The organism is Bacillus sp. 5mfcol3.1, assembly GCF_900114335.1.
In the GTDB taxonomy this organism is placed as follows: Bacteria; Bacillota; Bacilli; order Bacillales; family Bacillaceae_G; genus Bacillus_A; species Bacillus_A thuringiensis_S.
Window position 1 is genome coordinate 83620 of sequence record NZ_FOST01000001.1, and the last position, 24961, is coordinate 108580.

The window sequence follows — 24961 nt, forward strand, 5'->3', positions numbered from 1 at the left end:
ATTTATTGGCCTATTCCACTTTTAATTGGAGTTCTTTATCTAACTTATCATTATTAATTTTTAAAGTTAATCCTTGCGTGTTTTTCGGTACATCAAATACAATGTTTCCTTCCGAACTTTCATTAGGATTAACAATATTAAATTTGAATGTGGAGATATTTGCAGCTTTAAGTACTGACTGATATTCATTGGAAATGTGATATTCTCTTCCAAATCCATCAATTAATTTAAAGTTGTTAATATCTAGTGTAATGGGTTCTTCTTTACGATTATAAACGGCGATGTCTAATACTTTAAAGACACCTTGTGCTTTAACTTCTCCAGTCCCTAGAACATCTAATGACTCGGCAGATCCCATTGACATGTATACATCAGAGGAATCTACATTGGTAGGAAGTTCTTTTTGCGGATCCTTGCTGCTAAGTTTGTCATTCTCTGTTTTTTTAGAAGTCGCCTGCTCATTTTTCGCAGGCGCATCATGTGAACTGCAAGCCGATGCTCCAAACAAGAATGTGCTACATAATAATGATGCTAATAACTTTTTGTTCATCGTTTGTTTCTTCCTTCCAAAATAGAAGCACTTTTAATGAGTGCTATATATATTTGTCTTTATATGTATTACATTTTATATCTTATTATATTGATTTTGGAAGGAAAAGGGAAAGATTTGTGCGTTTCTCTGATTCGAATTATTTATCTGTCTAAAAGTTGAAATTAAAATGAGCCCCATAAATGATAAACCATTCCACTAACAAAAAACACTAATCCTAAAAATAAAACAATTAAAGCAAGCATTCCATTTTTATTATGTTCCATAAAATTAGCTCCTTTTTCATTTACTTACATACAAAAAGCCTTTAGTCGTAATTATGGCTAAAGGCTTTAATCTTCATACTTTGTAGTTTATAAAAAAGTTGCACTGCTGTATTAATCTGGAATATGATTGTTTAAAGAGAAGGTGATGAGTACATGCAGGAAACAAAACAATTCCCGCTTATATCGGGAAATCTCTCATTAGATTTAGTAAATACAGAGTTAGTTAGGCGTGGACAACGTTATGATTTATTAATAACAGATGAAGATGTATTAGAATGGCTACATGTAATAAAGGTTAATCTTCCTTTTTGGAATGAAAAAACACTTATAGGAATTCAGAAGCGAATGGATCAAGTTACATCTAGCATATTAGAGGTAAGAGAAGTATTGAGAAAACAGTTTGAGGCAATTGCTGATCAGCAAGAAATTTCTAATGATTTTATTACGTATTTAGAAAAACAAATTGAGAAGGCACCATTTACATATAAAATCATTGAACAGCAGCTAGTATCTATCCCAGTTGGAGAAATCGAGGATGTACTCGCATCGTTAATTGCATTTGACGCTTTAACGTTAATAGCAGAAAATAAGCTTATTTCCCTTAAAAGGTGTTCAAATCCTGACTGTGTTTTATTATTTATAGATAAGAGTGGAAAACGAAAATGGTGTTCTATGAAAATATGTGGGAACCGGAAAAAGGTAGCAAAATTTCAGGATCGAAAATTTGAAGAAGTTTAGAGAATCAACTTATAACAGTTGATTCTTTTTTTGTACTTTAGAACTAACCCCTTAAATTAATATTTACAGGTTAGTTATGTCGAGTTATAATTGTTGGTAAATAAAGGAGGAGAACGATGGATAATATAACAGTAACTAAGCAGAAAGATCCTCAACCAATAAGTGTACGATATTTTACAAAAATGAAAGGGAAAGGAAGAAGCCCATTACAAGTAAATGTAAAGGACTCTTTAACGGGACTACTAGGGGGGGGTTTAACAATTCTTACCTTAACATATTTAACGAGCATAACCTCTACAGAATTATTAATGGCTCCATTTGGTGCGAGTTGTGTATTAGCGTTTGGAGTTTGGAATGCGCCATTATCTCAGCCGCGTAATATTATTGGAGGACATTTGATTTCAACTTTCATTGGTCTATCAATATATCATTTGTTTGGGAATGAATATTGGACAATTGCTTTAGCGGTGGGGATGGCAATAGCCGTTATGATGTTAACGAGAACGACGCACCCTCCGGCAGGCGCCGATCCGATTATCGTTATTTTAGGGGCAAATAGTTGGAGTTATTTAGTAACACCAGTTTTAATTGGCTCCGTTGTTATTGTAGTTATTGCTTTATTCGTTAATAATATGAGTAGTAAAAGAAGTTATCCAACTTTTTGGATGTAGTTTGTGAAGTGAAAAATAATTTAAGTGAGTATTCTATTCTTACTATGTTTTATTTTTTATATAGTAAAAGCCTTAGTTGTAATTGCAGCTAATGGCTTGGGTCCTCATACTTTGTAGTTCATAAAGAAAAGACACTTTAAAGTGTCTTCTACAGATTTGAATTATTTAATTCATGTAATTAATATTCGTTAGCATAAAACTCTTTTATTAATTTTATTTCATTTGTATCTGGATTAAACTTAAATATTTTAATTTGATTCGATTCGTCTTTGTATGCAAATGTATTCTCACCAACTTGGGTCATATTGCTGGTGTTTAAAATAGGATCGCTACCGTGATCAGTAATTTCCACAGTTTTCTCCCGGTTCCAGAATGCAATGACAATAATCAAAATGATAAGACATACCCGTATAAAACGTAATTCTCTTGCAACAGGATGTTCCATCTGTTTGTCTCCTTTACTGTTTGATAGAGTCTGTTTATAAAAGAGATAATTCCTAGGAATATAAATAAAAAAGACACCGTAAAGTGTCTTTTTTATTTTAGTTATGCGCATTACTTAATAAGACGCTAGTTCCTCAGTCTGGCTATGAGTAACTATGTAGGGTAATTCCATTATAACATTTTAACCAGTAATGGGTCTATATGGAATTTAATTGATTTTCTTTTTGATTATTCAGAACGATTAATCGGGTATTTGGATGAAGGAAGCGGTGAGGAAGAAGGGACTTAACTTGTTTTAGAAGAGTGTCTTCTTTTTTGTATCATTGTGAGTAAAGTGTAGAGTTATATTTCCCTTTACACGAACATAACGGTATACTATAGTTAAGTTAAGTAAACTTAACTATAGAGTGAAACGAAATAAAAGCATGGAGGAATAACGCTATGACTAGAACGTATAAAGAAGTAATTAATGAAATGAACCGAGCTTATAATGAATTCTACATTTTACTATTCCAGGAGTTAAAAGATGAGTTCGGTCTTACAGGACAGCAAGAGAGCATGCTATTTCATATTAATTTAAATGAAAACACGACGGCAAATCACATTGCGACTACTTTTAATGTATCAAAAAGTGCCGTTAGCCAAGTTTTATCGAAATTGGAGAAACAGAAGATGATTTCAAAACAAGTAAACCCTAATAATAAACGGGAGTATTTTCTTACACTTGGTCCAAACGGTAGTAAGTATATAGAGCGGTTGTCTGAGTTAGATGATGTATTAATTGAGAAATATTTTTCTAAAATCGATATAAACGCCCTAGAGCAAATGACAGATACGTTAACGAAAATAAATAAAGTGATATTGGAAGAAAAGCAGAAGGATCTTGATTGTAATGAGTAAGAACTTAGATGAAGCAATTAGTAGAAAGGAGGAGAAGTGCATTATGAGTTTCATACCAAATATGATTACGATAGCAAATTTTGTATGTGGGCTTTTAGCTATTTACGCTCTTTTCGTTCACGATATTTATTTGGGAGCAGTTTTTATTATTACAGGTATGCTGTTTGACTTTTTTGATGGCATGGTCGCTCGGAAACTGGATTCTGTTTCAGAAATTGGTGGAGAGTTGGACTCATTTGCGGATTTAGTTACTTTTGGTGTGGCACCGTCTATTCTTGCATATAGTGTCGCTTTAAAAGATTTGCAGTCTATCGGGATGATATGTGCGCTTGCTTATAGTATTTGCGGAATGCTTCGGCTTGCAAGATTTAACACACAGCAAAGCAAACTCCCGACCTTTATCGGCATGCCGATTCCATTTGCGGCAATGTGTCTCCTCATTTTATGTTTTTTAAAGAATCCAGTTTCCGTGGCGTTTGGTACATGCGCACTCGCTTATTTAATGGTGAGCAAAATCAAATTCCCTCATTTTAAAAAAGATATAGCTGAAAGCTTGAAGCCTGGAAGATTGGACTGATGATACGGAATTACAATGAGAAAGATAAAGGAGAATAACATGATTCGTATGGCACTAAAATCGTTTAACATACAAATGTATTGTTTGCTAGGCGTAATGTTATTGGGCTGGCTCGTGACACCTTTTTCAGCCCAGTTTGTAGGGATAAGCATTGGCCTTTTGGTGAGTATGTACTGCGCCTGGATTTTAGGAAGGCGTATTGAAAAGTTCGGAGATAGCATTGTAAAAAAAGAAAAAGCACCGATGCTCGGAATGATAAATCGGTTTGCAGCCGCAATACTAGGTGCGATTATTATGTATGAAATTGAACACCATGAATTCATGTGGACATTCGCTGCCGGAATTATGGGTGGGTATTTCTTGGTTATTATTAATTTGGGGTATTACAGTATGAGGGATGCGGAGGAATAAAGTTTCACTTTATTATAAAGAAAAGACACCCATATAAGAGTGTCTTTTCTGATAGTTTTTTAGCAGAAGCAAGAAGCTCCAACGATGATTAATAAAATAAACAGTACAACTAATAAAGCAAATCCTCCAGCAAAACCGCAGCCTTCGCCGCAACTACCACCAAAACCCATAATAGTTCCTCCTTTTAATAAGAGGGGAAAACAAGGGTACACTCATGTATTTTAACGGATTCAAATTACTTTATGTTTTTTACGCAATAATTGAGCAGGTCCTTTGGAAAATAAAAAAAGACATCAATTAAGATGTCTTTTTTCTTTGTAAATTGGTGTTAAGAAGGTAACTTATTGCTTTTAACCTATGAATAATATAACAATCATCGAGTAAGTTTATTATAGCAGTGATAAATAGGATTTTTATATGTAATATTACATATATATAGATTTATTTATGTTTTATTTGTATATTTTAATTGTCTGTTCCTTGTTTTAATTCGTTTAGTTATATTATTTTTTGAGTGCTCCAGCAATGGAGCCTTTTTTAGTATTCTATTTTGATGATGTTCCATAAAATTAGCACCTTTTAAAGCTGTTTTTATATAAAAAGTCTTTAACTTGTATTTATAGCTAAAGGCTCTGAGTGTCATACTTTATAGTTTATAAAATCTTATAAGAAGAATAACCAGTATTTTATATAGAATTTATCCCACTATTTGCCGGGCTGCCCATAAACGCCCGATTGGTGAGAGCTGATTAAAGTTTCACTGTATAATGTTTTTTATCCAGTTTGGAACTGAAAATGTACTAGCTTGATAATGAAGCTAGGTTATTAGAAGTGAAAAATTTTAGTTTTATTATAATTAATAGAAATGAAAGTAGTGTAAATATAAATCCACTCCAAATAAGTTGATGAATACCTAAGTTTGAAATGAACCAGCCTCCAATAGTTGTTCCTAGAGTAATTCCAAGATTTGAGAATGAAACGAATAGGCTATTACCAAATTCGGGTGCTTCTCTTGCTTCACTTATTAACCATGTTTGACCAACAATTAATCCACCAGCATGCACGATTCCCCAAATGAATACCATAAAAATCATTGGAACAAGATAAGGACCTAAATAATAAACCAATATGTAAACAATAGAATATAAAATAGGGAACGATATTACTGTATTTACTATGCTTCTTTGCAGAAGACTACCAAATAAATGATTGCCTAAAATCATAACTATACCAAATATGAATAGCATGATACTGATGAGCGATCCATTCATGGAAGCTACTTTCGCAAGGTATTCGGCAAAGTAGCTGTATACGGAAAACATGGCTGCAAAAAGGAATGTGACAGTTAAAATATTTAACCATAATCCTGGTTTGCCGAGTATACGAATTTGTTTGCCGAAAGACATTTTTTCTTTAACGGGCATAGAAGGAAGTGAGATTAGTATTCCAATGAATGCAAGGGCGTTAATAAGCGCTCCGAATAAGAAAGCAATTTCTAATGAAAATTGATCTGCAAGGTAAGAGGTTAATGGTACACCTAGTGCAAAGCCAACCGTAATTCCCATGAAAACTTTTGTAACCGCTTGACCACTCTTTTCAGGAGGGACAAGTTTAGCAGCAGTTACAAGAGCGATTGAAAAGAAGAGTGGGTGAAGTGCTGCAGGTAAAATACGAAAAATAAGCATGATTTCAAATTGTGTTGTATAAGCGTAAATTATATTTGAAATAACAAAAACAAAGATTGCTATTAATAAAATTATTTTACGATTAATACTAGAGACGAGCAGAATTAAAAACGGACCAGAAATAGCAACGACTAGTGCGAATATACTTACTAAAAACCCTGCTTGTGCAGTTGAAATGCCAAATTTCTGAGTGATTTGTGGTAATACACCGACAATACCCATCTCGGTAGTAATAATTCCAAACACCCCTATTGCTAGTGTAAGAATAAGTAAAGGACTTACTTTTTTCATTTGTAAAACTCTCCATTCTTCTTATTATTTTGAAAGTGAAATCGATTTATTAACAAGGAAATGAGCATGATTGGATGTCAATAGTAATAGAATTATGTAATGTTAAACACAAACACAGATATCTAAATAACTAGATATGATATGTTAAAAAAGATGCTCCTTTCTATGTTTCTTTCTTTTATAGGTAGCGAAGTTTTAAAAAGAATGTATTGGGCAGCTATATAAAAGCAGAATGTGTGAAAGCAAATAATCAATGGTAGGTTGATTATTTGCTTTTACTTTATAATTCATTTTGAACGTATTCAGAAAACGCTTGTATTGTTTTTTCATTTCGACGATAATATGTCCATTTTCCAATTCGGTCAGAGTCTAGTAGTCCTGCCTTTTTCATAGTTAATAAATAACTAGAAATAACCGATTGGGCTAAGCCAGTTTTAAGCTGAATATCTCCTACACACACTCCAATCTGAAAATTAATCCCTTGTTCTAAATAAGGTTTTTCGTCGAAATGGTTTTCTGGATTTTTTAACCATGATAGAATTTGACATCTTGTTTCATTTGACAATGCTTTATAAATTAATGAAGGTTCCATAAGGATATTATATCTACTTTTATAGATTTGTAAATGGGTTTGTGTGATTTTAAGGGAAGAAGGTATAGTTGATCCCCTCGAATAGGAATAAGGTGCTCTTGATCTGTACCCTTTGTAAAGGACATTTTAAAAAAAGTTAGGCAACCTAAAAAAGATGATTTCTGTATGCAAACAGAAGTCATCTTCTTTAAATTCCATTGATAGCAAGAGTGATTATAGTACGTCATATATTTATTAATTTCATGTTTTAACTGAACAAACGAGTCACATGATTTTATATATGCTTTATCGGTTAAAGTACTACGAGGATTACGTGCAAAAATGATAGTATTGTTAGGTTTAAGCATGTTGTTGCCTAGCTATCAATGGCGGATGCCTCAGAAGAGTAATAATAAAACCCAACTGAAGATTTAAGAAAAATTTTATATTTACCCCACTCTTTATTTTAAAAGTTTTTCCTATCCTATAAATGAGTTACATCATGAAGGAGACTAAAAAAGACAAAGTCATAGATGAAAATGTAAAGTTAGGGGATTCTACATGGATACAGGAGTTTTGATTAGTTATTTGTATACTTATTTCTTTACTATTATGTTTTGTATTGTGTTTCAAATTGGAGTTTATTTTAAAGCGAAAAGAACTATATCTATTCGGCATTTTTTGTGGGTGTATGTTTTTCTGTTCTATCTTTCGTTAGTGTATAAGGTGACGCAAATCGCGACTGTATGGGATATAAGTAGATATGAAACGTGGATTCGTGTAAGTCAAATCAATTTGACTCTATTTGATACGGCAGGTAGTACTACGTATCTTTTGAACATTGTACTGTTTATGCCGTTAGGTTTTTTATTACCGATGATTTGGCCGCACTTTAGAAAAATGAAAAACACCGTATGTGCAGGATTTCTTTTTTCATTGGCAATTGAGTTAAATCAATTACTTAATAATAGAATTACAGATATTGATGATTTATTTACGAACACTCTCGGGGCGATTATTGGATATTTATTATATAGAGCTTTTAAAATGATATTAAGAAGAGAGGGGAAAAAGCTTGATATCAACTCTTCTCTAGTTATAAAATACGAGGCTGTTTTTTGTTTAGTGTGTTCATTTGTAGGGGCGATGTTAATTTATCATCCAGCTTTATTTGGAAGACCTGTCATCATTCAGTGAGGTGATTACGAATTTTTTTTGAACGCTCGTGCGATATTTCAATTTGTAAAAAGCCTTTAACTTGTTATAGTTAAAGGCTTTTATCATCATGATTTTTACTTACCAATTACCCACTCTAACATCCGCCTTCAACCACTTCACCCAATCCAAATCCTCTACCTTAAGCAAACTGAGCGAAACACCCTTCATATCTAAAGAAGTTAACAACGTACCAACCTTTACGAATGTAACTTGTAAGCCTTCCAATTCACACAAACGACGAATGTCATTTGCGAAAATGTATTGTTCCATTAATGGAGTTGCGCCGAGTCCATTAATGAGGATAGCGAAGTTATCTCCTTTTCTCCAGCGATAAATGCTTTTTAGTTTGTTCATCAGTTCAATCGCTAATATTTCAGAAGAGGATAGTGCTTCTTTACGGTAACCTTTTTCTCCATGGATGCCGACGCCATAAAACACTTCATCATCGTTTAATGTGAAGGAAGCTTTTCCTTTCACTGGATCGTTTGCAGGTGAAAGAGCAACTCCTAATGTGTGTAAGTTTTCTGTAACAGAACGGCCAATTGTTGTTAGTTCTTCTAAAGAGTGACCTTCAAGAGCGGCCGCACCAAGTATTTTTTGAACGAAAACAGTACCAGCGACGCCGCGTCTTCTTTTATTAAACGAAGCATCATCTTCAATTGAAACATCGTCATTTACGATGATATGGTCAACTTTTCTTCCTTCTTCTTGAGCAATTTGCTTTGCTGCTAGAAAGTTTTCTACGTCATCTTTAAAGTTTTTGATGATGAATAGTATACTTTTATCTTTTGGTATGAGGCGAGTTGCCGCCGCAATTTGTTCCACTGTAGGCGGAATGAAAATATTGCCGTTTACTGCCGCTGTAAGCATACCTTTTCCTACATAACCAATATCAGCAGGTTCATGTCCGCTACCACCGCCGCTTACAATAGCGACGTCTTGCTTCATTTTTTCGATATCTTTTACATAAATGATGTTATTTGTTTCATCGTAATTTACTTTGTCGTTATGTTCAAAATAAAAGCCATGCAGCATATCTTGAACGATATTTTGTACATCATTCATAATCTTTTTCATTGCTTTTGCCACCCTTTAATTACTTTGCTGATTGCTCAAGTAATAGTAGTAATTGATTGTTTATCATATTTTTCATAAGAGAAGACATAACGGATGGATCTACTTCGCACTTGCTTTCAATCCAATCTTTTATCGTTCCAACGAAGCCGTGACTATAAAAGGAGGCAATCGTATTTTTAGTCTCATCAGAAAGGCTGAATCCACAGCTCACAGATAATTCATCAATAATCTTCATATATAAGTTTTTCGTATGCTCAAATAAATAGTGATTAAACGAGTTTTGCTCAATGACTTTAAAAGCATTTCGGTAAAATTTTTGATTTTCATAAAAGTAATCAAATAATAAATCGAAAATGTTTTCCCATTTTTCATAATCGAGAAAGTCTATAATATTTTCTTTCGTTTCTTCTCTATAAATCCAGCTTAATAGTTCAAATTTATCTTTAAAATGATAATAAAAAGTTTGCCTACGCATTTGACAGTGTAACATAATATCGCTCACTGATATTTTATGAAACGACTCTGTTTCCATTAAATACTTCAATGAGTTCGCGATTATCTTTTTAGAAATTATAGAAGAGGTCATCTGAATCATCCCTAGAATGTTATTAATATAAAAATCCTATCTATAAATGAGAGCGGTGTCTTTAGACAGATTGTCCATTTTGTCCGTTTACTATAAAACGCTTTCATTTTAACATGAGTAGTAAGAAGAAGATTTCAAATATATCACAATATATTAAAGGAATTGAGGGAGAACTACAATGAAAAAGATTATAAACAAACCAGAAACATTAGTAATGGAAATGTGTAACGGAATGGTTATGGCTCACCCAGAGCTTGAGCTTTTGAAAAAACATAAAGTCATTAAGAAGAAAGAAATGAACGAAAATAAAGTAACGTTAATTAGCGGCGGCGGTAGTGGTCATGAGCCGGCACATGCAGGATTAGTCGGAAAAGGAATGTTAGATGCGGCAGTGTGCGGAGATGTGTTTGCGTCACCTTCACAAATTCAGGTATATCAAGCAATTAAAGAAACAGCTAGTAAAAAAGGTACGTTATTAATTATTAAAAATTATAGCGGCGATATTATGAATTTCAAAAACGGTGCGCATTTAGCGACGGAAGATGGAATTGAAGTCGACTACGTAAAAGTGGACGATGATATTGCGGTAGAAGATAGCCTATATACAGTAGGACGCCGCGGCGTTGCGGGAGTTATTTTAGTTCATAAAATTGCCGGCGCAGCAGCGGAAGCAGGTATGGATTTAGGAGCGGTGAAAGCTGTAGCAGAAAAAGCAGCGGCTAACGTGCGCACAATCGGTTTAGCGTTAACGTCTTGTACAGTTCCAGCGAGCGGATCACCTACTTTCACACTTGCGGAAGATGAAATGGAATACGGCGTAGGTATTCACGGCGAACCAGGAATTAAGCGTGAAAAAATGCTGTCGGCTGATGAATTAGCTAACCGTATGACAAATGATTTAATGAAAGATTTAGGAGTAAAAGATGGCGAGGAAATCGCACTTCTAGTTAACGGTTTTGGCGGAACACCACTGCAAGAACTTTACTTATTTAACAACGCCGTTACGAGAGAACTAGCAGCTAGAAACATTAAAATTAATAGAGTATTCGTCGGTAACTATATGACAAGTATTGATATGGCTGGTATGTCTTTAACGGTAATGAAGTTAGATGAAGAGCTAAAAACATTACTATCTAAAGAATGTAATACACCTGCGTTTAAAGTAGATGGACCAGTTGAAAGTGTAGAGTACGTGAATGTACTTGAAGAGGCAGAAGAGAAGGAAGTTTCATTTGAAATAGAAACAGCGGAAGAGCACGCTGTTATTAAAAATAATGTCATTACATTAAACAACATGATTTATCTCGTTGATAAAATGAGCGATATTATTATTAAAAATGAAGTACCGTTTTGTGAGTTAGATACACATGCAGGTGACGGCGACTTCGGAATGAGTGTTGCAAAAGGATTTAAGCAATTAAAACGTGAGTGGCATTCGATTGTAGAACAAGAAAATGTAACGATTGGATCATTCCTTGACGGTTGTTCGATGATTATTATGGAACATTGCGGCGGCGCTTCTGGTCCAATTTGGGGCGGAGCATTCCGCGCAGCTAGTAAAGCAGCAGGCGAGAAGCGTGAGTTAACAGTGAAAGAATTCGCTGAAATGTTGCAAGCAGCACTGCAAGGCATACAATCTATCGGTGAAAGATCATTCGGCAGAGGAGCGGTAGTTGGTGACAAAACATTAGTTGACGGACTTGCTCCATGTGTAGATTCTTGGTTAGATAGCGCCTCAAACGAAGTAGACGTAAAAACTGCCTTTGAAAAAGGTGCAGAAGCAGCCGTTAAAGGCGCAGAGTACACGAAAGAAATCGTAGCTCGCATGGGCCGCGCCGGTACAGTTGGTGAAAGAAGCTTAGGCTATCCAGATGCAGGTGCACATGCACTTGGAGTTATCTTTACGGAGATTGCGGGTAGTTTGAAATAATAATTAGAAAGTCCCTCTGCCTTAAGGTGGAGGGATTTTTATATAGTTGATATGTAGAAGACTTCTTTCGGTTCTTTCTCAGTAAAATATGAGTTTGTTACTGTTTTTGATAAAATCTTATTTCAAAAATACAACTAATATTTCTCAACATTAATATATTGAAAATAGTTAGAATATTTAAGATAATCATTTGTGAAGAAGTAAATTATAAAAAAAGGGGGAATTTATTTTGTTACGTCGTTTATCTATTTGTACAGTACTAACAGCTTTTATATTTACTTTATTTACATTTAACGGCTCTGCTTTCGCGGCTACGAATGCTACTGAAAATGAAAATGTAGTAGCAGCTTGTGCAAAGGGAGGTACGGTAGGTGTATATGGTGCAAAGATGCGCAGTGGTTATACTGTCGATTCACCTGTCTTACATACATTTAATGATGGTACGAAAATTACTGGAACATGGGTAACTGGTGAATATGTTCAAGGTCATTACAGTAATTCTAAACAGTGGTTAAAAGTTACATATAAAGGGATGACAGGTTATGTATCCCATACAACATTATATAACGTTTGCTCATAAAACTATGTACCATAATAGCTTTGGATATATTGAGCTAATCTCTTCTAGAGATTAGTTCTTTTTTATCTCTTAGTTTTTAATGGGGCATTTTTTGAAAAAGACCAACGATTCATTAAATCGATGGTCTTACGTTTATATAGTATTCATTTGTATCTATATCAAATTTTTCATTGCTTTTTGCTTATTTTAGACTTAGTTTGTTTGTGATTGCAGCTTATCAATTTTCCAGTATGTTTGTAGAGGGTCTAAAGAGCTTTCAATATAAAACATATATTCATCTGCGGTACGTGGTACTTCAAAAGCTATTTTCAATTCTACCGTTTCATTTGGTTTAACTTGTATATCAGAAGGGTTTTGATCAAGTACCTTTCCTTTATAGATCTTTCCGTCTTTTTCATCTTTTAGGTTATATTTTAATTCTGATAGTCCAATCGTTTGCCCTCGTACATTTTTTACAGAGACATTAACAATGGCGGAATCGTTGCTAGCATTTAAATATGCACTTTGAACAGCGGCCAAGTAATAGCCTCCCTTAACACTCTCGCCAACTAATAAAATACCTTGTTCCAAGCGGCTCATCTCTTCTTTTTCTTCAAAATTTATTAATTCTTCATTTTCATTTTTTGCGGTTGGTTCTTCTATTGGACCATTTTCAACGGCACTATCTGTTTTATCTTGTGTGCAAGCAGCCGTAACACTGACTAATACTAGAATGAAAGTAAGTAATATAGATAATTTTCTCATAAAATTTATCTGTCTCCTTAAGTTTCTCAATTTTGTGCAGCTATACATATAAGATTAACATAATGTCTCATTATTGGCTCAAAATAGGGGGTCTTTTAGACAACTTATTCTTTTTACTTTTAATATACATTCGATTGGTTCTCGCGATATTTGTTAATCTTTTAAAACATTGGCTTAGTAATACCGAGGGTTATTATAGATATATTAATCATGTAATTTGTCCATATCAAAATGAACGTTTTTTGCATCTAATATATTGTAAATATATTTTATTTTGAAAGGATGTGATTATATGGCCCATAAATCTACTGGAGTGTTCCGAGTTCCAGTCTCTGAAAATGGGATTATTCCAACTGCTCTCAACATTATGCTAAACAATGATTCGCGTTGCCATACTAGTAATGTGACGGTAACTGTTAAGAGAAGTCGAAACACTTTTTTCCCAACTCAAAATGAATTAGTTGAAATCTCTCGTACTTTTGTTTCTTTAGAACCAAACAGAACAACTAAGATTGTGTTATTTACTCCAGAATTCCAAATAGAAGATTTTCTTGATGTCATCATTAGTGGAAATAAAGAGGATGTTAAGGATGTTCTTGTATATTCTTTCTTAGCAGATTCAGTAGGTCATAATCTGCCATCTACTGTTTTCAGAAATGCAGAATACACTTTTGCTTGCTGACACCGTGATGATGTATTCTTTACTGTCGTATATCTGAATTGAATGTTGCAAGTAGCACTTCAAGGCATATAATTTATCGTTGAAAGATCATTCGGCAGAGGAGCGGTAGTTGGTGAAAGAAGTTTAGGATATCCAGATGCAGGTGCACATACGCTTGGGGTTATCTTTACGGAAATTTTAGGTAGTTTGAAATAGAAATTAAAAGATCCCTTCTACCTTAAGGTGGAGGGGGTTTCTTAATATTGTTTTTTGATATATATTGCTAAATATGTTCCAATAATTCATTCTATTGTATTGAGAATAATGTCATCTACATCAAAAAAACGGCTTATAAAAGGAACTAGTATTTGAAGGAGTTCCACCTCAAACATACTCCTATGCATATAGGTATGTTTGAGGTGGATTTATTAACGAATTTTATATATAGCATGAATGAAAATGGGATAAATAAAACAATGTTTCCTATTATGTTTTTAAGAATTAATTGAACAGCTCCTTGTAAAAATAAAGAAAAGACACCAAAAGGTGCCTTCCGCCGACTTAAATTATTTTAATATTATCGATCTAAGTTTAAAAGCTATAAGGATTTTTTCTGTGGGATTTGTAAGTAGTTTTTACGAAATTATGAGTTTTTTTTATTTTGTATTTCAGTAAGTTGATCTGGTAGCGTTTTTGTATAATATTCTTTTTCTGTTAGTTCAAATATAAACAATGCTTTTTTCCAGTTATAAATAACATCTTCTACATTATGTTGTTTAATTTTTAATAAATACTGACCTTTTAAATAGAATAGTTCACCTAATAGGTATAAAGTATTTAGATTAATTGCTAATTTGATGCCCTTATCAAGGTATTTTATTGCCTCTTCATGTTGATATGTGAAGTCTAAACATTTTGCTAAATTTAACATGATTTTTAATTTAATTTCTTTATCTCTAGGAAAATCTAACTTATTAAAATTAGTTAAACATCTTTTTAATATATTAATACTTTTTTCATATTCTTTATTTTCCGCATAAAATATAGCCATTGTTTGCATAATATCTATTTCTCTTTCTGATAAAAAATCAGAATTAGTTAAAGTCAGTTTTAATGCATTATTTAAAAAATCTAAAGCAGTTTTTAATGATTTATCCACCATAAATATAGCAATTGCTTCATGCCATATTAGAAATTGTTTCTCTTCTTTTGTTTGAAAATTATTTAAGTTTTTCTCTTTTTTCACTATTTCATAAAGTTCTTTATATTGTTTTTGCTTTAAGCAATCTTTTATTACGTATTTTACATTTTCTACATATTTTAATCTTTTATTTTGAGTTAGTGCAAATATGTTATTCGGATCAATACCAAGTCTTTCTGATAATTGATATAACAATATACTAGATGGATAAATCATACCTTTTTCAATCTTGCTAATTTGACTTTGTGAACATATTCCATGACATAATTCGGATTGTGATATATTTTTTTTAATTCTAAGTTCTTTAATGGTAATACCCAAATCGTTAAATTCCATTTTTCCACCTACTATTTAGCACTTTATTAATATAAGAACATTCTCTAACCTTAATGTAATGTAAAATTAATATAGTTGCAATTATTGTTTTAAAGGGCTTATCGTTTCTATAAGATGGTGAGATTTTTTTATGTACAAAAAAAGACACCAAAAGTTCCTTTCGCCGACTTGAACCACATTCATTTAATATAAACTTATCTGTATTTTTACATGCTTTTCTAATCCCTCTATTATCCATTTGATAAAATAAAATCCTAATATTACCAATAATTAAATAAATATTTCTACATATTCAAGATATTTACATAAATTACAAAAGTGATACATTTAAGTTGTAAGCTATAAAAATTATTAAAGGGGGATTTATTATGTTCAGGAAATTAGTAGTAGGAGCAGTAGCAACAGGTATTGCATTAACAGGGGGAATTGGTGCAGCTTCAGCTGATACGCAAAAAGCTGTGAGCTCTCCGAAGCAAGCAACATGCTCAATTCCTTATGAGTATTCTAATGGTAAATTCAAAAGAACTCTTTATTACTCAAATGGAGTATATGCTAATAGCTTTAATGAAAATGTTTGTGGCGGGACGATTACGTGGTACTTAAAACATGTTCAAAATGGAGTTGCTTTTTACGAAGGTAATTTAAAATAGTAGATTTTTTGAACCTCATTTATTGAGGTTCTTTTATTTTTAGTTTTTAAACTGATTCTCTATAAAAAAGACACCCTAAGGTGCCTTTTTGCGATTTGATCCATTGTAATATGGTATTGAATGCCAGTCCGATTATTATTTTACCATGTTAAGTAGTTTCGGTTATTGAGAAAAAATACAACTCATTGTTTGAATGCAAAAAAGCCCTAGGGGGACTAGGACTTTTTGCTAGAATGAATAAGATTTAAAAAAGGACTTATATAACGTAACATATGAATGTTTCGTAAATGTATCAAAAAAGTGAACAAAAGCGTTAATTTTAATAAAAAAAGCTCCGCGATAAAAGCTGCGGAGCTTCATAAGGTCGAGTTATGTCGTACTCACAAGGGATTTTAACATGAATGTTGTGGTAAAAATACTGGTAAATTTATCCCATAAAACTCCCGCTGATTAGAGTTTCACTTCATTCGAAGGAATTTATGTTTTATAAATTAGATTATAATAGTTGATATTCTCCATATTGACCAGAAAAGAACTAAAAATTCTAGTGAAATTCCAAGTGTTCGTTTCCTAGTTTTTTGAAATTCTTTTATTAAATAGCCAACAGCACTAATTGCTATAAGAATGAAAAGAATAAGTTCGAGTGTAACTGGCATTTTATCTACCCCTAATACATTAATTTGTTATATAGAGATTATAAGATATTTTTACGGCTAGTGGTGAAAAATTTTATAAAACTATCTCTAATGGAGTTTTGTTTGAACTTCTAAAAGTATTTGTGAAAACCATTGTACGTAAAATTTCTGCGTATGTTTTTAGGAAACAAATTTTAGAAAAAGATAACAAAAACCCCACTCCTCTTCGCCGGCGGAAGCAAAAGGGTGGGTTTCGTAAAAAATAAATGAGTCCTAATGGATATAATGTACAAAAGAAAAGAGGCTTTCTTATGAAAGGATAGACTTTCATGTGTCATCACTATTAATAATGATGTGTTATTTTTATATAGAAACGAATAAGGAACAGAACAAGTTATAGTTTAAAGGGATAAAATGGTGGGATTGTATTGAGAAATTTTTTTGAAACAACAATATTCAGAAAATTAAAAGTTTTGCTGGGAGATTTTTGTTATTATGTTAGTAATCTATAGACAAAGGAGAAGGGATTATATGAGTGTACATGTAATAAAAAAGGAAGAAATCAATTTACTTTTACATGAGTGGTATAGAGAAATTCGTTCACAGAATTTCTCTAAGGCAAAGGAATTAAAACAAAGTATTGATACAAAAGTTAATAGTATGGAAGAAGATAGAAAGAATACAGAGTTTTATTCACTTGTAGATTTTAGATTTAAAATGTTAAGTGCAGAGTTTTATCCCCATCAATCTGACATATCTAAGAATGATCTAAGAAAAATGAAGTTAGATGAAGCTCCATCAGATGAATCTTTATTATATTATTACCATTTCTTTAAGGCTTCTCATGCTACAGTAAACGGTGATTTTAAAGTGGCTGAAAAGCATTATGGAATAGCAGAATCTTTGTTGGGAAATATTCAGGATCCAATTGAAAAAGCAGAATTTAACTTTAAGCTATCAAGCTATTATTATCACGTTTGCCAGCCTATTTTAGTAATTCAATATGCAACTAGAGCAAGGAATACATTTGAAGGGCTGTACGGGTATAGCAGGAAGGTGGCAGCATGTGACAATGTTCTGGGTTTAGCATGTGTAAAGCTAAATGAATTTGAACAAGCAGAAGTTTATTTCATGTCGTCTCTGGATATTTTGAAAAAGCAGAATGAAGAGGAGCTAATGTTACGAGTTCGACATAGTTTAGGGGTTATGTATGCAGAGCAAAACCTATCTGATTTAGCACTTCGTTACTTATCAGAAGTATCACAAAAAATTCCGAATCACTTTAGAGCGATTTTTTTGGAAGCTAGAGAGAATTTAAAGTTAGGAAAGACAAAGCTTGCAGCGTCCTTAATTGAAAAAGGATTAATAATTTGTAATGAACTGGAACAAAAAGAATATGAACATCATTTTACAATTCTAAAAGAAATGAATGAGAATGTTTCTGCTGAAGAATTAGAGTTAGCCATTTCTAAAGGAATTTCTTTCTTTAATGAAGTAGGTTTATGGCAATATGTCCAGGAATATGCTGAAAAATTAGCGGTTAAATATCATGAAGAAGGAAATTCAATAAAATCTAGTGAATACTTCTATTTAGGATATAAAGAAAAAGAAAAAGGTTTTCAGAAAGGGGCTTTAAAATGAAAAGGATCATCAGCAGTTCAATTGGATTAATAATTACGGTCATACTATTAAATGGAGTAAATGTTTCAACGGACCAATCAGAGGTCAATACAACAAGTGTTATACAATATACGCATGGAGAGCCGTGGGGTTGAAGAAATATTGAAGTATAAAGAGTTGTTATATCAAAGGATTATTACCGAAGAAGAGTTCTAAGTGAAGAAAAAGTAATTATTAGGTATATAGATGAAACGCTCAAATGAGCGTTTTTTTATTTGTATATTCGCAAGTAAAATAACATAATATTACTATGAATCCTTATAACAATATGAATTTTTGCATATTTTAAAATTCAATATATCCATCAAAAACTTTTAATTGTATAATATATTTTGTCATATTTTTAGATTTTTCGACATAAACCAACAAAAATAGAGAATGTATTGGGAGAAGACATTATGTATACAAAACTATTAAAATCAATTACATCATTATCACTTATTGGTGGTGCGTTGTTATATACAAATGGTAGCGATGTAAAAGCTGCTGAAGTGGGTGTTTTTTCTGATGTGCCGACATCACATTGGTCATATCCTGCGATTAAAGATTTAGCGAGTAAAAATATTATTTCCGGTTATGGAAATGGGATATTTGGTTTTGGAGATGTTGCGACAAGGGAGCAAGTTGCGGCTTTAATTTATCGAGTGTTAGTACCGAATAAACAAGGCGGTTCGTTTAGTAATGATGGAACTCGTTACGTATTAAAGGATGGGTCTACGTTTAAAAATCCTTACGGTGATATTAATCAAAGTTCTACAATGTTCCCAGAAGAGGTATTAACTTTAACGAATTTAGGAGTTTTTAAAGGTGATGAAAATGGTCAATTTAGACCGAAAGCTTCTGTGAGTCGTGCGGAAATGGCACAAATTCTTACAAATGCTTTCCATCTTGCGGCAAAACAAAAACATACCTTTAAGGATGTTCCAAATCCATTTTGGGCAGAAAACGCAATTAGTGCGGTGCAGTCAAATGGAATCGCAGATGGCACAGGGAACGGGAATTTTGAACCGTATGGCACAGTAACACGTGAACAGTATGCGCAGTTTTTATATAAAACTTTGAAGTATAAAAATGCTGATGTGAAAGACACAGGAGATGCGGCATTATTAACAGCTTTTAAAGAGGAAGTACAAAAGCGTATTAATACATACGAGACAAATATTACACTTCCATATAAAACGAAAAACAATAATACAAACGAAGTGATGAATACACTTTTTAACGCATATAAAGAAGTTGCAAGTAAAAATGAGTATACAAATAATAATAGATCGAATGTTTCATATGGACTTTCTGGATCACCTGGAAATTATACATTTACACTTAAGATTACATATCGTGAAACGAAAGAACAGACGGAATATGTCATGAAACAAGCGAAAGCAATCGTTTCTTCTATTACTCAAGTTGGAATGGATGATCACGAAAAAGTGAAGGCGATTCATGATTACGTAGTAAAACATGTTTCTTATGATACGTCTTATAAAGCTTACACAGCATATGAAGCACTAGTAAATCGTTCTGCGGTTTGCCAAGGTTACGCACTATTAACTTATCAATTATTAAAAGAAGCAGGAATTGAAAATCATTTCGTGACAGGAACTGGGGACGGACAACCTCATGCTTGGAATTTAGTGAAAATCGAAAACAAATGGTATCACCTGGATACAACATTCGATGATCCGGTTCCAGATGAACAGGGCCGCGTAACGTATTCGTATTTCAATTTATCAGATGAACAAATCGCAAGAAATCATGAGTGGAACCGCGGAGACTATCCGCAAGCTACAACAAATTATTATAGTACACTGACAAACAAAATTGCGGCAGGTAGTACGAAAACGCCTGCATATCAGCAAATATTAAAAGATACAAAGTTAAACTATTTAGGAAATGAATATATCGTAAACAACTATACTGAATTAAAAAATAAAATGCAGCAGCGCTATAGTGCGAAACCAGAGAAAATTGAAGTGCTGTACAAGCAATCAATGAATGGTGCACTGCAAGATGTGAAAAAGGCAATTGGCGAAATCGATTATCCGCAAGGGGCAAATCGAGTTTCTTATAAAGCGGAGCCTTACAATGCGAAAGAAGGGTATTCTTTAGTGACAATTACGTTTACGTATTAAGAATGAGAAAAAAGCATCTGTTTTAGATGCTTTTTTTTATTATATTGATTCGACAAAATATGACAGGTGAAAACGAATTGGTCTGTTATGATAATTTTTGAAATTTTACATTTTGGAGGATTAATCATGAATAAAAAGAAGATTTTCGCTGCGTTAATAGGAATTGTAGCCTTATTTATAATTATTAATGTAGTTGTTACGAAAGAGAAAACGACATCAACCAGTGAAAAAATGTACTCTGAGAAAGAATATAATAAATTAGTAGATGAACATTTTGAAGAGACGCAAAAGTTGAAAAGTGATATGAGTGTGTTAGAAACTGAAAAAAAATCTCTTGATGAGCAAGTGAAGAAGTTAAAAGATGAGTTAGCGAAAAAAGAGCAACAAGTAGCGCAGCAGCCGGTTCAACAAGAACAACCAAAGCAAGAACCACAACAACCAGCACCAGCGCAACAGCCGGAAAAGAAAGAAGAGCCAAAACCGGAACAACCTACTGGAGCATTCGAAAACCCTATGAAAAGCATAAACAAAACAGATGCAATGAATAAAGTAAAAGAAAAGGCGAAGCAAGACTTCCAAGATGACTATATGACACAAAATTTTGTTGCGGAGGAACAATCAAAAGCATTTGATTTCTTAAACAGTATTGAAATTAAATCACAAGAAGAATTAAATGTAATGAAGAATGCATTGAAAGATTTTTCTAACGACTTTATGACCGCGAAGTTTGTTTATGAAGAGCAAATGAAGGCGAAGAATAAGCAAGGATAAAACAAAAACGCTATCTTTTAAAAAGGTAGCGTTTTTGTTTTGGGTTATAAAGTTATTCCTACATTTGACATATACAGTCTGACTGTATAAAATGAAACTATTCAGTTGAACTATACAGTTTAGCTATATACTTATGGTTACATTGGAGGTCTTTATGAATAGAGATAAAAATTTACCATTAACGGAAACAACGTATTACGTTCTTTTAGCTTTGTTAGAGCCAGCTCATGGATATTTAATTATGCAAAAGGTGGAGGAACTGAGTAATCATCAAGTGAAAATCGCAGCGGGTACACTGTATGGCGCGGTTGAAAATTTATTAAAACAAGGATTAATAGAATCAGTAAAAAGTGAAGATAAACGAAGAAAAGTGTATGTCATTACGGAACGAGGGAAAGAGGTATTACACTTAGACTTTATGAGAATGCAGCACATTATTGCGGTTACAAAAAGTTTATTACACGTATAGTTAGGGGGAAACGATGATGTGGAGATTGAAATTCTTTTTAGATTTTGAGAAAGAGGAAAAATGGTTAGAAGAGATGGCTTGGAAAGGCTATCAACTAGAAAGCAATACATTTGGTTATACATTTAGATATACAGAACCAGAAGATGCGACGATTAAAATAGACCATAGAGTATTTAGTAGAAAAAGTGATTTTATTAATTACTGCACATTATTTGAAGATAGTGGCTGGGAGCATATAGCTGGTAATCGGTGGTCAGGTACGCAATATTTTAAAAAGGTAGATGAAGAAAGTGAAGATGACATTTTTTCAGATCCAATGTCACGGGCAGGGAAGTATAAGCGTCTATCTAAAACATTTTTAGAATTAGCGATCTGTTATTTGCCGATATTATTTTTATTTATGTATAGTAATACAATGAATTTAGGAGCCTTTGTAAATCCGAAAGAACTATACTTGACGCCAGGATTATGGGATAAGCAAGGTGTATCATTTCTATGGTCATTGTTATTTGAAACGCCATTTGCATTAATGAGAGGACTTTTTTTGACATTTATCCCCGTTGCGACATGTATGTTTTTCGTTTGCTCGTATAAAGCAAATCGATTGTATGAAGAGAGAAGATGATAGGATGGGGTCTCTTAAAGCTGATACTTTGAGGGGCTTTTTTGAATTTAAAAATGCAACATCTGGGTTATATTGTAAAATATTTACTTTATAAACATTTGAATGTGATATAATTTTAATAATAATATTACTTAGGAGGATGATCATCATTCATACACTTTTAGGTATTATTGGAGTAATTGTTTTACTAGCTTTTGTTATCCATCCCCGGCGTCCCAGACAAGCGTGTCCCTCTAAAAAATAAACTCGCAGTAATCCTTCCATTGATTGTTATAGCTGGTTTCATTTCCTTTTATATATGATTAAAATAAGAACTTATCAAGTAGAAGTATATATATTTTTCTACCAATGTGTAGTTCCACTAGGAGGTTGCTTATAATGAGATTTCATAAATACACAGTAATGCTTATGTTTCTAGCCATCGGCTCAAGCAATGACTTTTAGGTGTCATCACTGCTATTGTCCTCTTGTTAATCGCTGCATGGACCATACAGACGACCAACATAAATAAATTATTGTATTTCTCAATAAACAAAAATAACTTAACATAGTAAAATAATAGTTGGATAGGAGTCTAATACATATTATTAAAATTAAAGTGGTTCAAGTCGGAGGAAGGCACCTTAGGGTGTCTTTTCTTTATTTTGCTAATGAATAGCTTGTCCTCTTCTATATAACTCTTTAAAATATAAAATGTGCCATCTTTGCCCTTCCCTTATGAAGGGAGGGACAGGAATGAAAAAACGTAAAAAAAAGGCGACCAAAAAGACAGAATCCCAGTCTTTCGTAAGTAATCTAGCATCGTGGACGACAGTACTGAGAAATATTCATTACTTCTTCACGCAAAGCCAGTTTGTAAAACATATAATTCAATTCATCAAAGAACAAATTGGAATGTAAAAAAGTGCTGCTATGATTAGCAACACTCAACTCAAAAACTAAAGTAGATCGAACACTGAGCTGAAAGTACTGACCATACTTTCTTTGCACAAGACCAAAGTGATTTAGAAGCGGCAAAGATGTCAGTGTTCTATCTTCTACTAAGATTATATTTTATTTTGTCCATAATAGACCTATATATACGTTAATAAAAAAAGAAATACCCCAGCGACCAACCGGGGTATTTCATGACCGATAGGAATGAAAAAACTTGGCGACCAAACCTAGCTTTTGTGTTATTCCCATAAAATTTAAAAACTAAGCAACATCTTGTTGCACTTTTATTTTATCATTATCTTTCTCTTATTGGAATACATTAGATTATTTTTTAGATAAGAGTCCAATACATATTATTAAAATTAAAGAGGTTCAAGTCGGAGGAATGAACTTTAGGGTGTCTTTTTTTTCTAAAAGAGAGTTTTGCTTTCAAGAAGATACATTTTCAATGGATTACTGCCATGAGTATATAGATAAAGTCCATCAAGACATGTATGTTCATGAATATGTAAAATTACATAAAATTTCAGAGAAAAAGAGAGTATACTTTCGTATTGTGTAATAAAGATAAAGCCCGCCTACGGAAATAGGTGGGCTTTTTTTACTTATAAAGAAAAGACAACCTGTAAGATGCCTTCCTTCGATTTGAAACATTTTACTAGGTTAAGTATTTGTGATAATAAACTCTTTTAATTGGAATGAACCGGAGTAGTACATCACTTTATTCTTAAGCATCATTCTCAATAAAAGTGAAGATTTTCATTATCTTTTTAACTACAAAGGGTAATAATTTAGAAGCTAAAAATGCAAGTACGAAAGCAATTCCCCATGTTTTCATCCATGATTTGAGAAATAAAGCTGTATATCCAACATTCATTGAAACCATGACGAAAGAGATAATACTAGATATACCTAAAATCATAAAGATATTAAAAATTATTGGTTCGAATTTTTTATTGATTTTCAAAATTAACACCTATTTTCTATATATGCTTTGCTGCCCAATTTCACCAACATCTAATCTTACAGTTTGAAATCTAGGTTGTCCAGTTTGTTTTACTTTTCTGCAATAGCAATATTATATGGAATAGAGTTTCACCATATTGCTATTAAACTAAAATTTTAAGATTGCACCTAAACGAAATTTATAGTATCGAAGTTCATTTTGGAGAGGGATGTAATACTACATCTTACACTTAAACTGCACATTGCGTATTTTTTATGAAGAAAAGACACTCATATAAAAGTGTCTTTTCCGATAGTTTTTTAGCAGAAGCAAGCAGCTCCAACGATGATTAATAAAATAAACAATACAACTAACAAAGCAAATCCTCCAGCGAAGCCACAGCCACCACAACTACCACCAAAGCCCATAACAGTTCCTCCTTTTAACAGGAAGGGAAAACCAAGGGGTCACTCATGTGTTTTAACGGATTCCATTTACTTTATGCTTTTACGAATGAATGGAGCAGGTCCTTTTCAAAATAGATTTATCCCGCTATTTGCCGGGGAGTAAGACCTCGATTGATGAGGGCAGAATAAAGTTGCACTTTATTCTTAGAAGGAATTCAAAGGCAAAATAGGAGAGTCTATATCATTCTTTAAAAGCGAATAAATAAAAAACAA

At 32.9% G+C, this 24961-nt stretch carries 30 protein-coding genes and 1 pseudogene; 18 read left to right on the forward strand and 13 right to left on the reverse strand.

The window, feature by feature from the left end:
• Positions 1–10: 10 nt before the first annotated feature.
• Positions 11–550: a DUF4352 domain-containing protein gene (locus BM089_RS00380; protein WP_001035572.1), complete on the reverse strand. Its 540-nt coding sequence runs from the start codon at positions 548–550 to the stop codon at positions 11–13.
• A 419-nt stretch (positions 551–969) separates the two neighbouring features.
• Between BM089_RS00380 and BM089_RS00390 the strand changes: the two genes are divergently transcribed.
• Positions 970–1554, forward strand: a complete 585-nt coding sequence (locus BM089_RS00390) for a CGNR zinc finger domain-containing protein (protein ID WP_001158435.1) — start codon at positions 970–972, stop codon at positions 1552–1554.
• A gap of 116 nt (positions 1555–1670) precedes the next feature.
• Entirely contained in the window at positions 1671–2225 is a 555-nt protein-coding gene (locus BM089_RS00395) for an HPP family protein (RefSeq protein WP_090975693.1), read from the forward strand.
• 178 nt (positions 2226–2403) lie between these two features.
• Here BM089_RS00395 and BM089_RS00400 read toward each other — a convergent pair whose 3' ends face one another.
• The gene (locus BM089_RS00400; protein ID WP_000400971.1) at positions 2404–2670 is read right to left on the reverse strand and encodes a YmzC family protein; all 267 of its coding nucleotides are present in this window, start codon (positions 2668–2670) and stop codon (positions 2404–2406) included.
• Between the two features lie 440 nt (positions 2671–3110).
• Here BM089_RS00400 and BM089_RS00405 point away from each other — a divergent pair, with 440 nt between their 5' ends.
• The 3 genes from BM089_RS00405 to BM089_RS00415 are packed head-to-tail and all read left to right on the forward strand — an operon-like array spanning position 3111 to position 4557.
• Positions 3111–3569 (forward strand): MarR family winged helix-turn-helix transcriptional regulator, encoded by a 459-nt coding sequence (locus BM089_RS00405; protein WP_000198941.1) that lies wholly within the window; start codon positions 3111–3113, stop codon positions 3567–3569.
• A gap of 43 nt (positions 3570–3612) precedes the next feature.
• Positions 3613–4146, forward strand: coding sequence for a CDP-diacylglycerol--serine O-phosphatidyltransferase (pssA, locus tag BM089_RS00410; protein WP_090976700.1), 534 nt, complete (start codon positions 3613–3615; stop codon positions 4144–4146).
• A 39-nt stretch (positions 4147–4185) separates the two neighbouring features.
• The gene (locus BM089_RS00415) at positions 4186–4557 is read left to right on the forward strand and encodes an ATP synthase subunit I (protein ID WP_000620577.1); all 372 of its coding nucleotides are present in this window, start codon (positions 4186–4188) and stop codon (positions 4555–4557) included.
• 59 nt (positions 4558–4616) lie between these two features.
• On the opposite strand, the gene BM089_RS00420 is transcribed toward BM089_RS00415, so the two are convergent.
• From BM089_RS00420 to BM089_RS00435, 4 genes and pseudogenes are all read right to left on the reverse strand, one after another.
• Entirely contained in the window at positions 4617–4727 is a 111-nt protein-coding gene (locus tag BM089_RS00420; protein ID WP_000505669.1) for a YjcZ family sporulation protein, read from the reverse strand.
• Between the two features lie 630 nt (positions 4728–5357).
• On the reverse strand, positions 5358–6533 hold the full coding sequence (locus tag BM089_RS00425) for an MFS transporter (RefSeq protein WP_090975695.1): 1176 nt from the start codon (positions 6531–6533) through the stop codon (positions 5358–5360).
• A gap of 280 nt (positions 6534–6813) precedes the next feature.
• Entirely contained in the window at positions 6814–7125 is a 312-nt protein-coding gene (locus BM089_RS00430) for an ArsR/SmtB family transcription factor (protein ID WP_000433732.1), read from the reverse strand.
• A gap of 145 nt (positions 7126–7270) precedes the next feature.
• Positions 7271–7421, reverse strand: a pseudogene (locus tag BM089_RS00435) (IS3 family transposase); the annotation flags it as partial.
• 244 nt (positions 7422–7665) lie between these two features.
• On the opposite strand from BM089_RS00435, the gene BM089_RS00440 reads away from it, so the two are divergent.
• Positions 7666–8301: a VanZ family protein gene (locus BM089_RS00440; RefSeq protein ID WP_000379422.1), complete on the forward strand. Its 636-nt coding sequence runs from the start codon at positions 7666–7668 to the stop codon at positions 8299–8301.
• Positions 8302–8400: 99 nt separating this feature from the next.
• On the opposite strand, the gene dhaQ is transcribed toward BM089_RS00440, so the two are convergent.
• Together dhaQ and dhaS are read right to left on the reverse strand one after the other, a co-directional pair.
• Complete coding sequence (dhaQ, locus tag BM089_RS00445; protein WP_090975697.1) at positions 8401–9399, reverse strand: DhaKLM operon coactivator DhaQ; 999 nt, start codon at positions 9397–9399, stop codon at positions 8401–8403.
• 19 nt (positions 9400–9418) lie between these two features.
• Positions 9419–9985, reverse strand: coding sequence for a dihydroxyacetone kinase transcriptional activator DhaS (dhaS, locus tag BM089_RS00450; protein WP_000204213.1), 567 nt, complete (start codon positions 9983–9985; stop codon positions 9419–9421).
• 178 nt (positions 9986–10163) lie between these two features.
• Between dhaS and dhaK the strand changes: the two genes are divergently transcribed.
• A complete protein-coding gene (gene dhaK / locus BM089_RS00455; RefSeq protein WP_090975698.1) occupies positions 10164–11915 on the forward strand; it encodes a dihydroxyacetone kinase subunit DhaK in 1752 nt (583 codons plus the stop codon).
• 229 nt (positions 11916–12144) lie between these two features.
• Complete coding sequence (locus BM089_RS00460) at positions 12145–12495, forward strand: SH3 domain-containing protein (protein ID WP_000946191.1); 351 nt, start codon at positions 12145–12147, stop codon at positions 12493–12495.
• Between the two features lie 192 nt (positions 12496–12687).
• Here the strand turns inward: BM089_RS00460 and BM089_RS00465 are convergent, their stop codons facing one another.
• The gene (locus BM089_RS00465; RefSeq protein WP_090975700.1) at positions 12688–13239 is read right to left on the reverse strand and encodes a DUF4352 domain-containing protein; all 552 of its coding nucleotides are present in this window, start codon (positions 13237–13239) and stop codon (positions 12688–12690) included.
• Between the two features lie 292 nt (positions 13240–13531).
• Here BM089_RS00465 and BM089_RS00470 point away from each other — a divergent pair, with 292 nt between their 5' ends.
• Positions 13532–13921 (forward strand): hypothetical protein, encoded by a 390-nt coding sequence (locus BM089_RS00470; protein ID WP_000940659.1) that lies wholly within the window; start codon positions 13532–13534, stop codon positions 13919–13921.
• A gap of 75 nt (positions 13922–13996) precedes the next feature.
• A complete protein-coding gene (locus tag BM089_RS00475) occupies positions 13997–14116 on the forward strand; it encodes a DAK2 domain-containing protein (RefSeq protein ID WP_071713771.1) in 120 nt (39 codons plus the stop codon).
• A 427-nt stretch (positions 14117–14543) separates the two neighbouring features.
• Here the strand turns inward: BM089_RS00475 and BM089_RS00485 are convergent, their stop codons facing one another.
• On the reverse strand, positions 14544–15437 hold the full coding sequence (locus tag BM089_RS00485) for a helix-turn-helix domain-containing protein (RefSeq protein ID WP_090975702.1): 894 nt from the start codon (positions 15435–15437) through the stop codon (positions 14544–14546).
• Positions 15438–15805: 368 nt separating this feature from the next.
• On the opposite strand from BM089_RS00485, the gene BM089_RS00495 reads away from it, so the two are divergent.
• Positions 15806–16087, forward strand: coding sequence for an LCI fold-containing protein (locus BM089_RS00495; protein ID WP_000488870.1), 282 nt, complete (start codon positions 15806–15808; stop codon positions 16085–16087).
• A 491-nt stretch (positions 16088–16578) separates the two neighbouring features.
• Here the strand turns inward: BM089_RS00495 and BM089_RS30885 are convergent, their stop codons facing one another.
• On the reverse strand, positions 16579–16743 hold the full coding sequence (locus tag BM089_RS30885; RefSeq protein WP_001145511.1) for a hypothetical protein: 165 nt from the start codon (positions 16741–16743) through the stop codon (positions 16579–16581).
• Positions 16744–17253: 510 nt separating this feature from the next.
• On the opposite strand from BM089_RS30885, the gene BM089_RS00505 reads away from it, so the two are divergent.
• From BM089_RS00505 to BM089_RS30890, 7 genes are all read left to right on the forward strand, one after another.
• Positions 17254–18363, forward strand: coding sequence for a response regulator aspartate phosphatase (locus BM089_RS00505; protein WP_016082632.1), 1110 nt, complete (start codon positions 17254–17256; stop codon positions 18361–18363).
• A complete protein-coding gene (locus tag BM089_RS00510; RefSeq protein ID WP_000821342.1) occupies positions 18360–18497 on the forward strand; it encodes a Phr family secreted Rap phosphatase inhibitor in 138 nt (45 codons plus the stop codon). Before BM089_RS00505 ends, BM089_RS00510 begins: the two co-directional genes overlap by 4 nt.
• A gap of 303 nt (positions 18498–18800) precedes the next feature.
• A complete protein-coding gene (locus BM089_RS00515; protein ID WP_016513686.1) occupies positions 18801–20534 on the forward strand; it encodes an S-layer homology domain-containing protein in 1734 nt (577 codons plus the stop codon).
• Positions 20535–20660: 126 nt separating this feature from the next.
• Positions 20661–21305, forward strand: coding sequence for a hypothetical protein (locus BM089_RS00520; protein ID WP_063675046.1), 645 nt, complete (start codon positions 20661–20663; stop codon positions 21303–21305).
• A gap of 154 nt (positions 21306–21459) precedes the next feature.
• A complete protein-coding gene (locus BM089_RS00525) occupies positions 21460–21774 on the forward strand; it encodes a PadR family transcriptional regulator (protein WP_001078063.1) in 315 nt (104 codons plus the stop codon).
• Between the two features lie 13 nt (positions 21775–21787).
• Positions 21788–22399 (forward strand): DUF2812 domain-containing protein, encoded by a 612-nt coding sequence (locus tag BM089_RS00530; protein WP_003269697.1) that lies wholly within the window; start codon positions 21788–21790, stop codon positions 22397–22399.
• 735 nt (positions 22400–23134) lie between these two features.
• On the forward strand, positions 23135–23299 hold the full coding sequence (locus BM089_RS30890; protein WP_000746319.1) for a hypothetical protein: 165 nt from the start codon (positions 23135–23137) through the stop codon (positions 23297–23299).
• Positions 23300–24062: 763 nt separating this feature from the next.
• Here BM089_RS30890 and BM089_RS00535 read toward each other — a convergent pair.
• Positions 24063–24302, reverse strand: coding sequence for a DUF2798 domain-containing protein (locus tag BM089_RS00535; RefSeq protein ID WP_090975706.1), 240 nt, complete (start codon positions 24300–24302; stop codon positions 24063–24065).
• A 299-nt stretch (positions 24303–24601) separates the two neighbouring features.
• Entirely contained in the window at positions 24602–24709 is a 108-nt protein-coding gene (locus tag BM089_RS00540; RefSeq protein WP_000505670.1) for a YjcZ family sporulation protein, read from the reverse strand.
• Positions 24710–24961 lie beyond the last annotated feature (252 nt).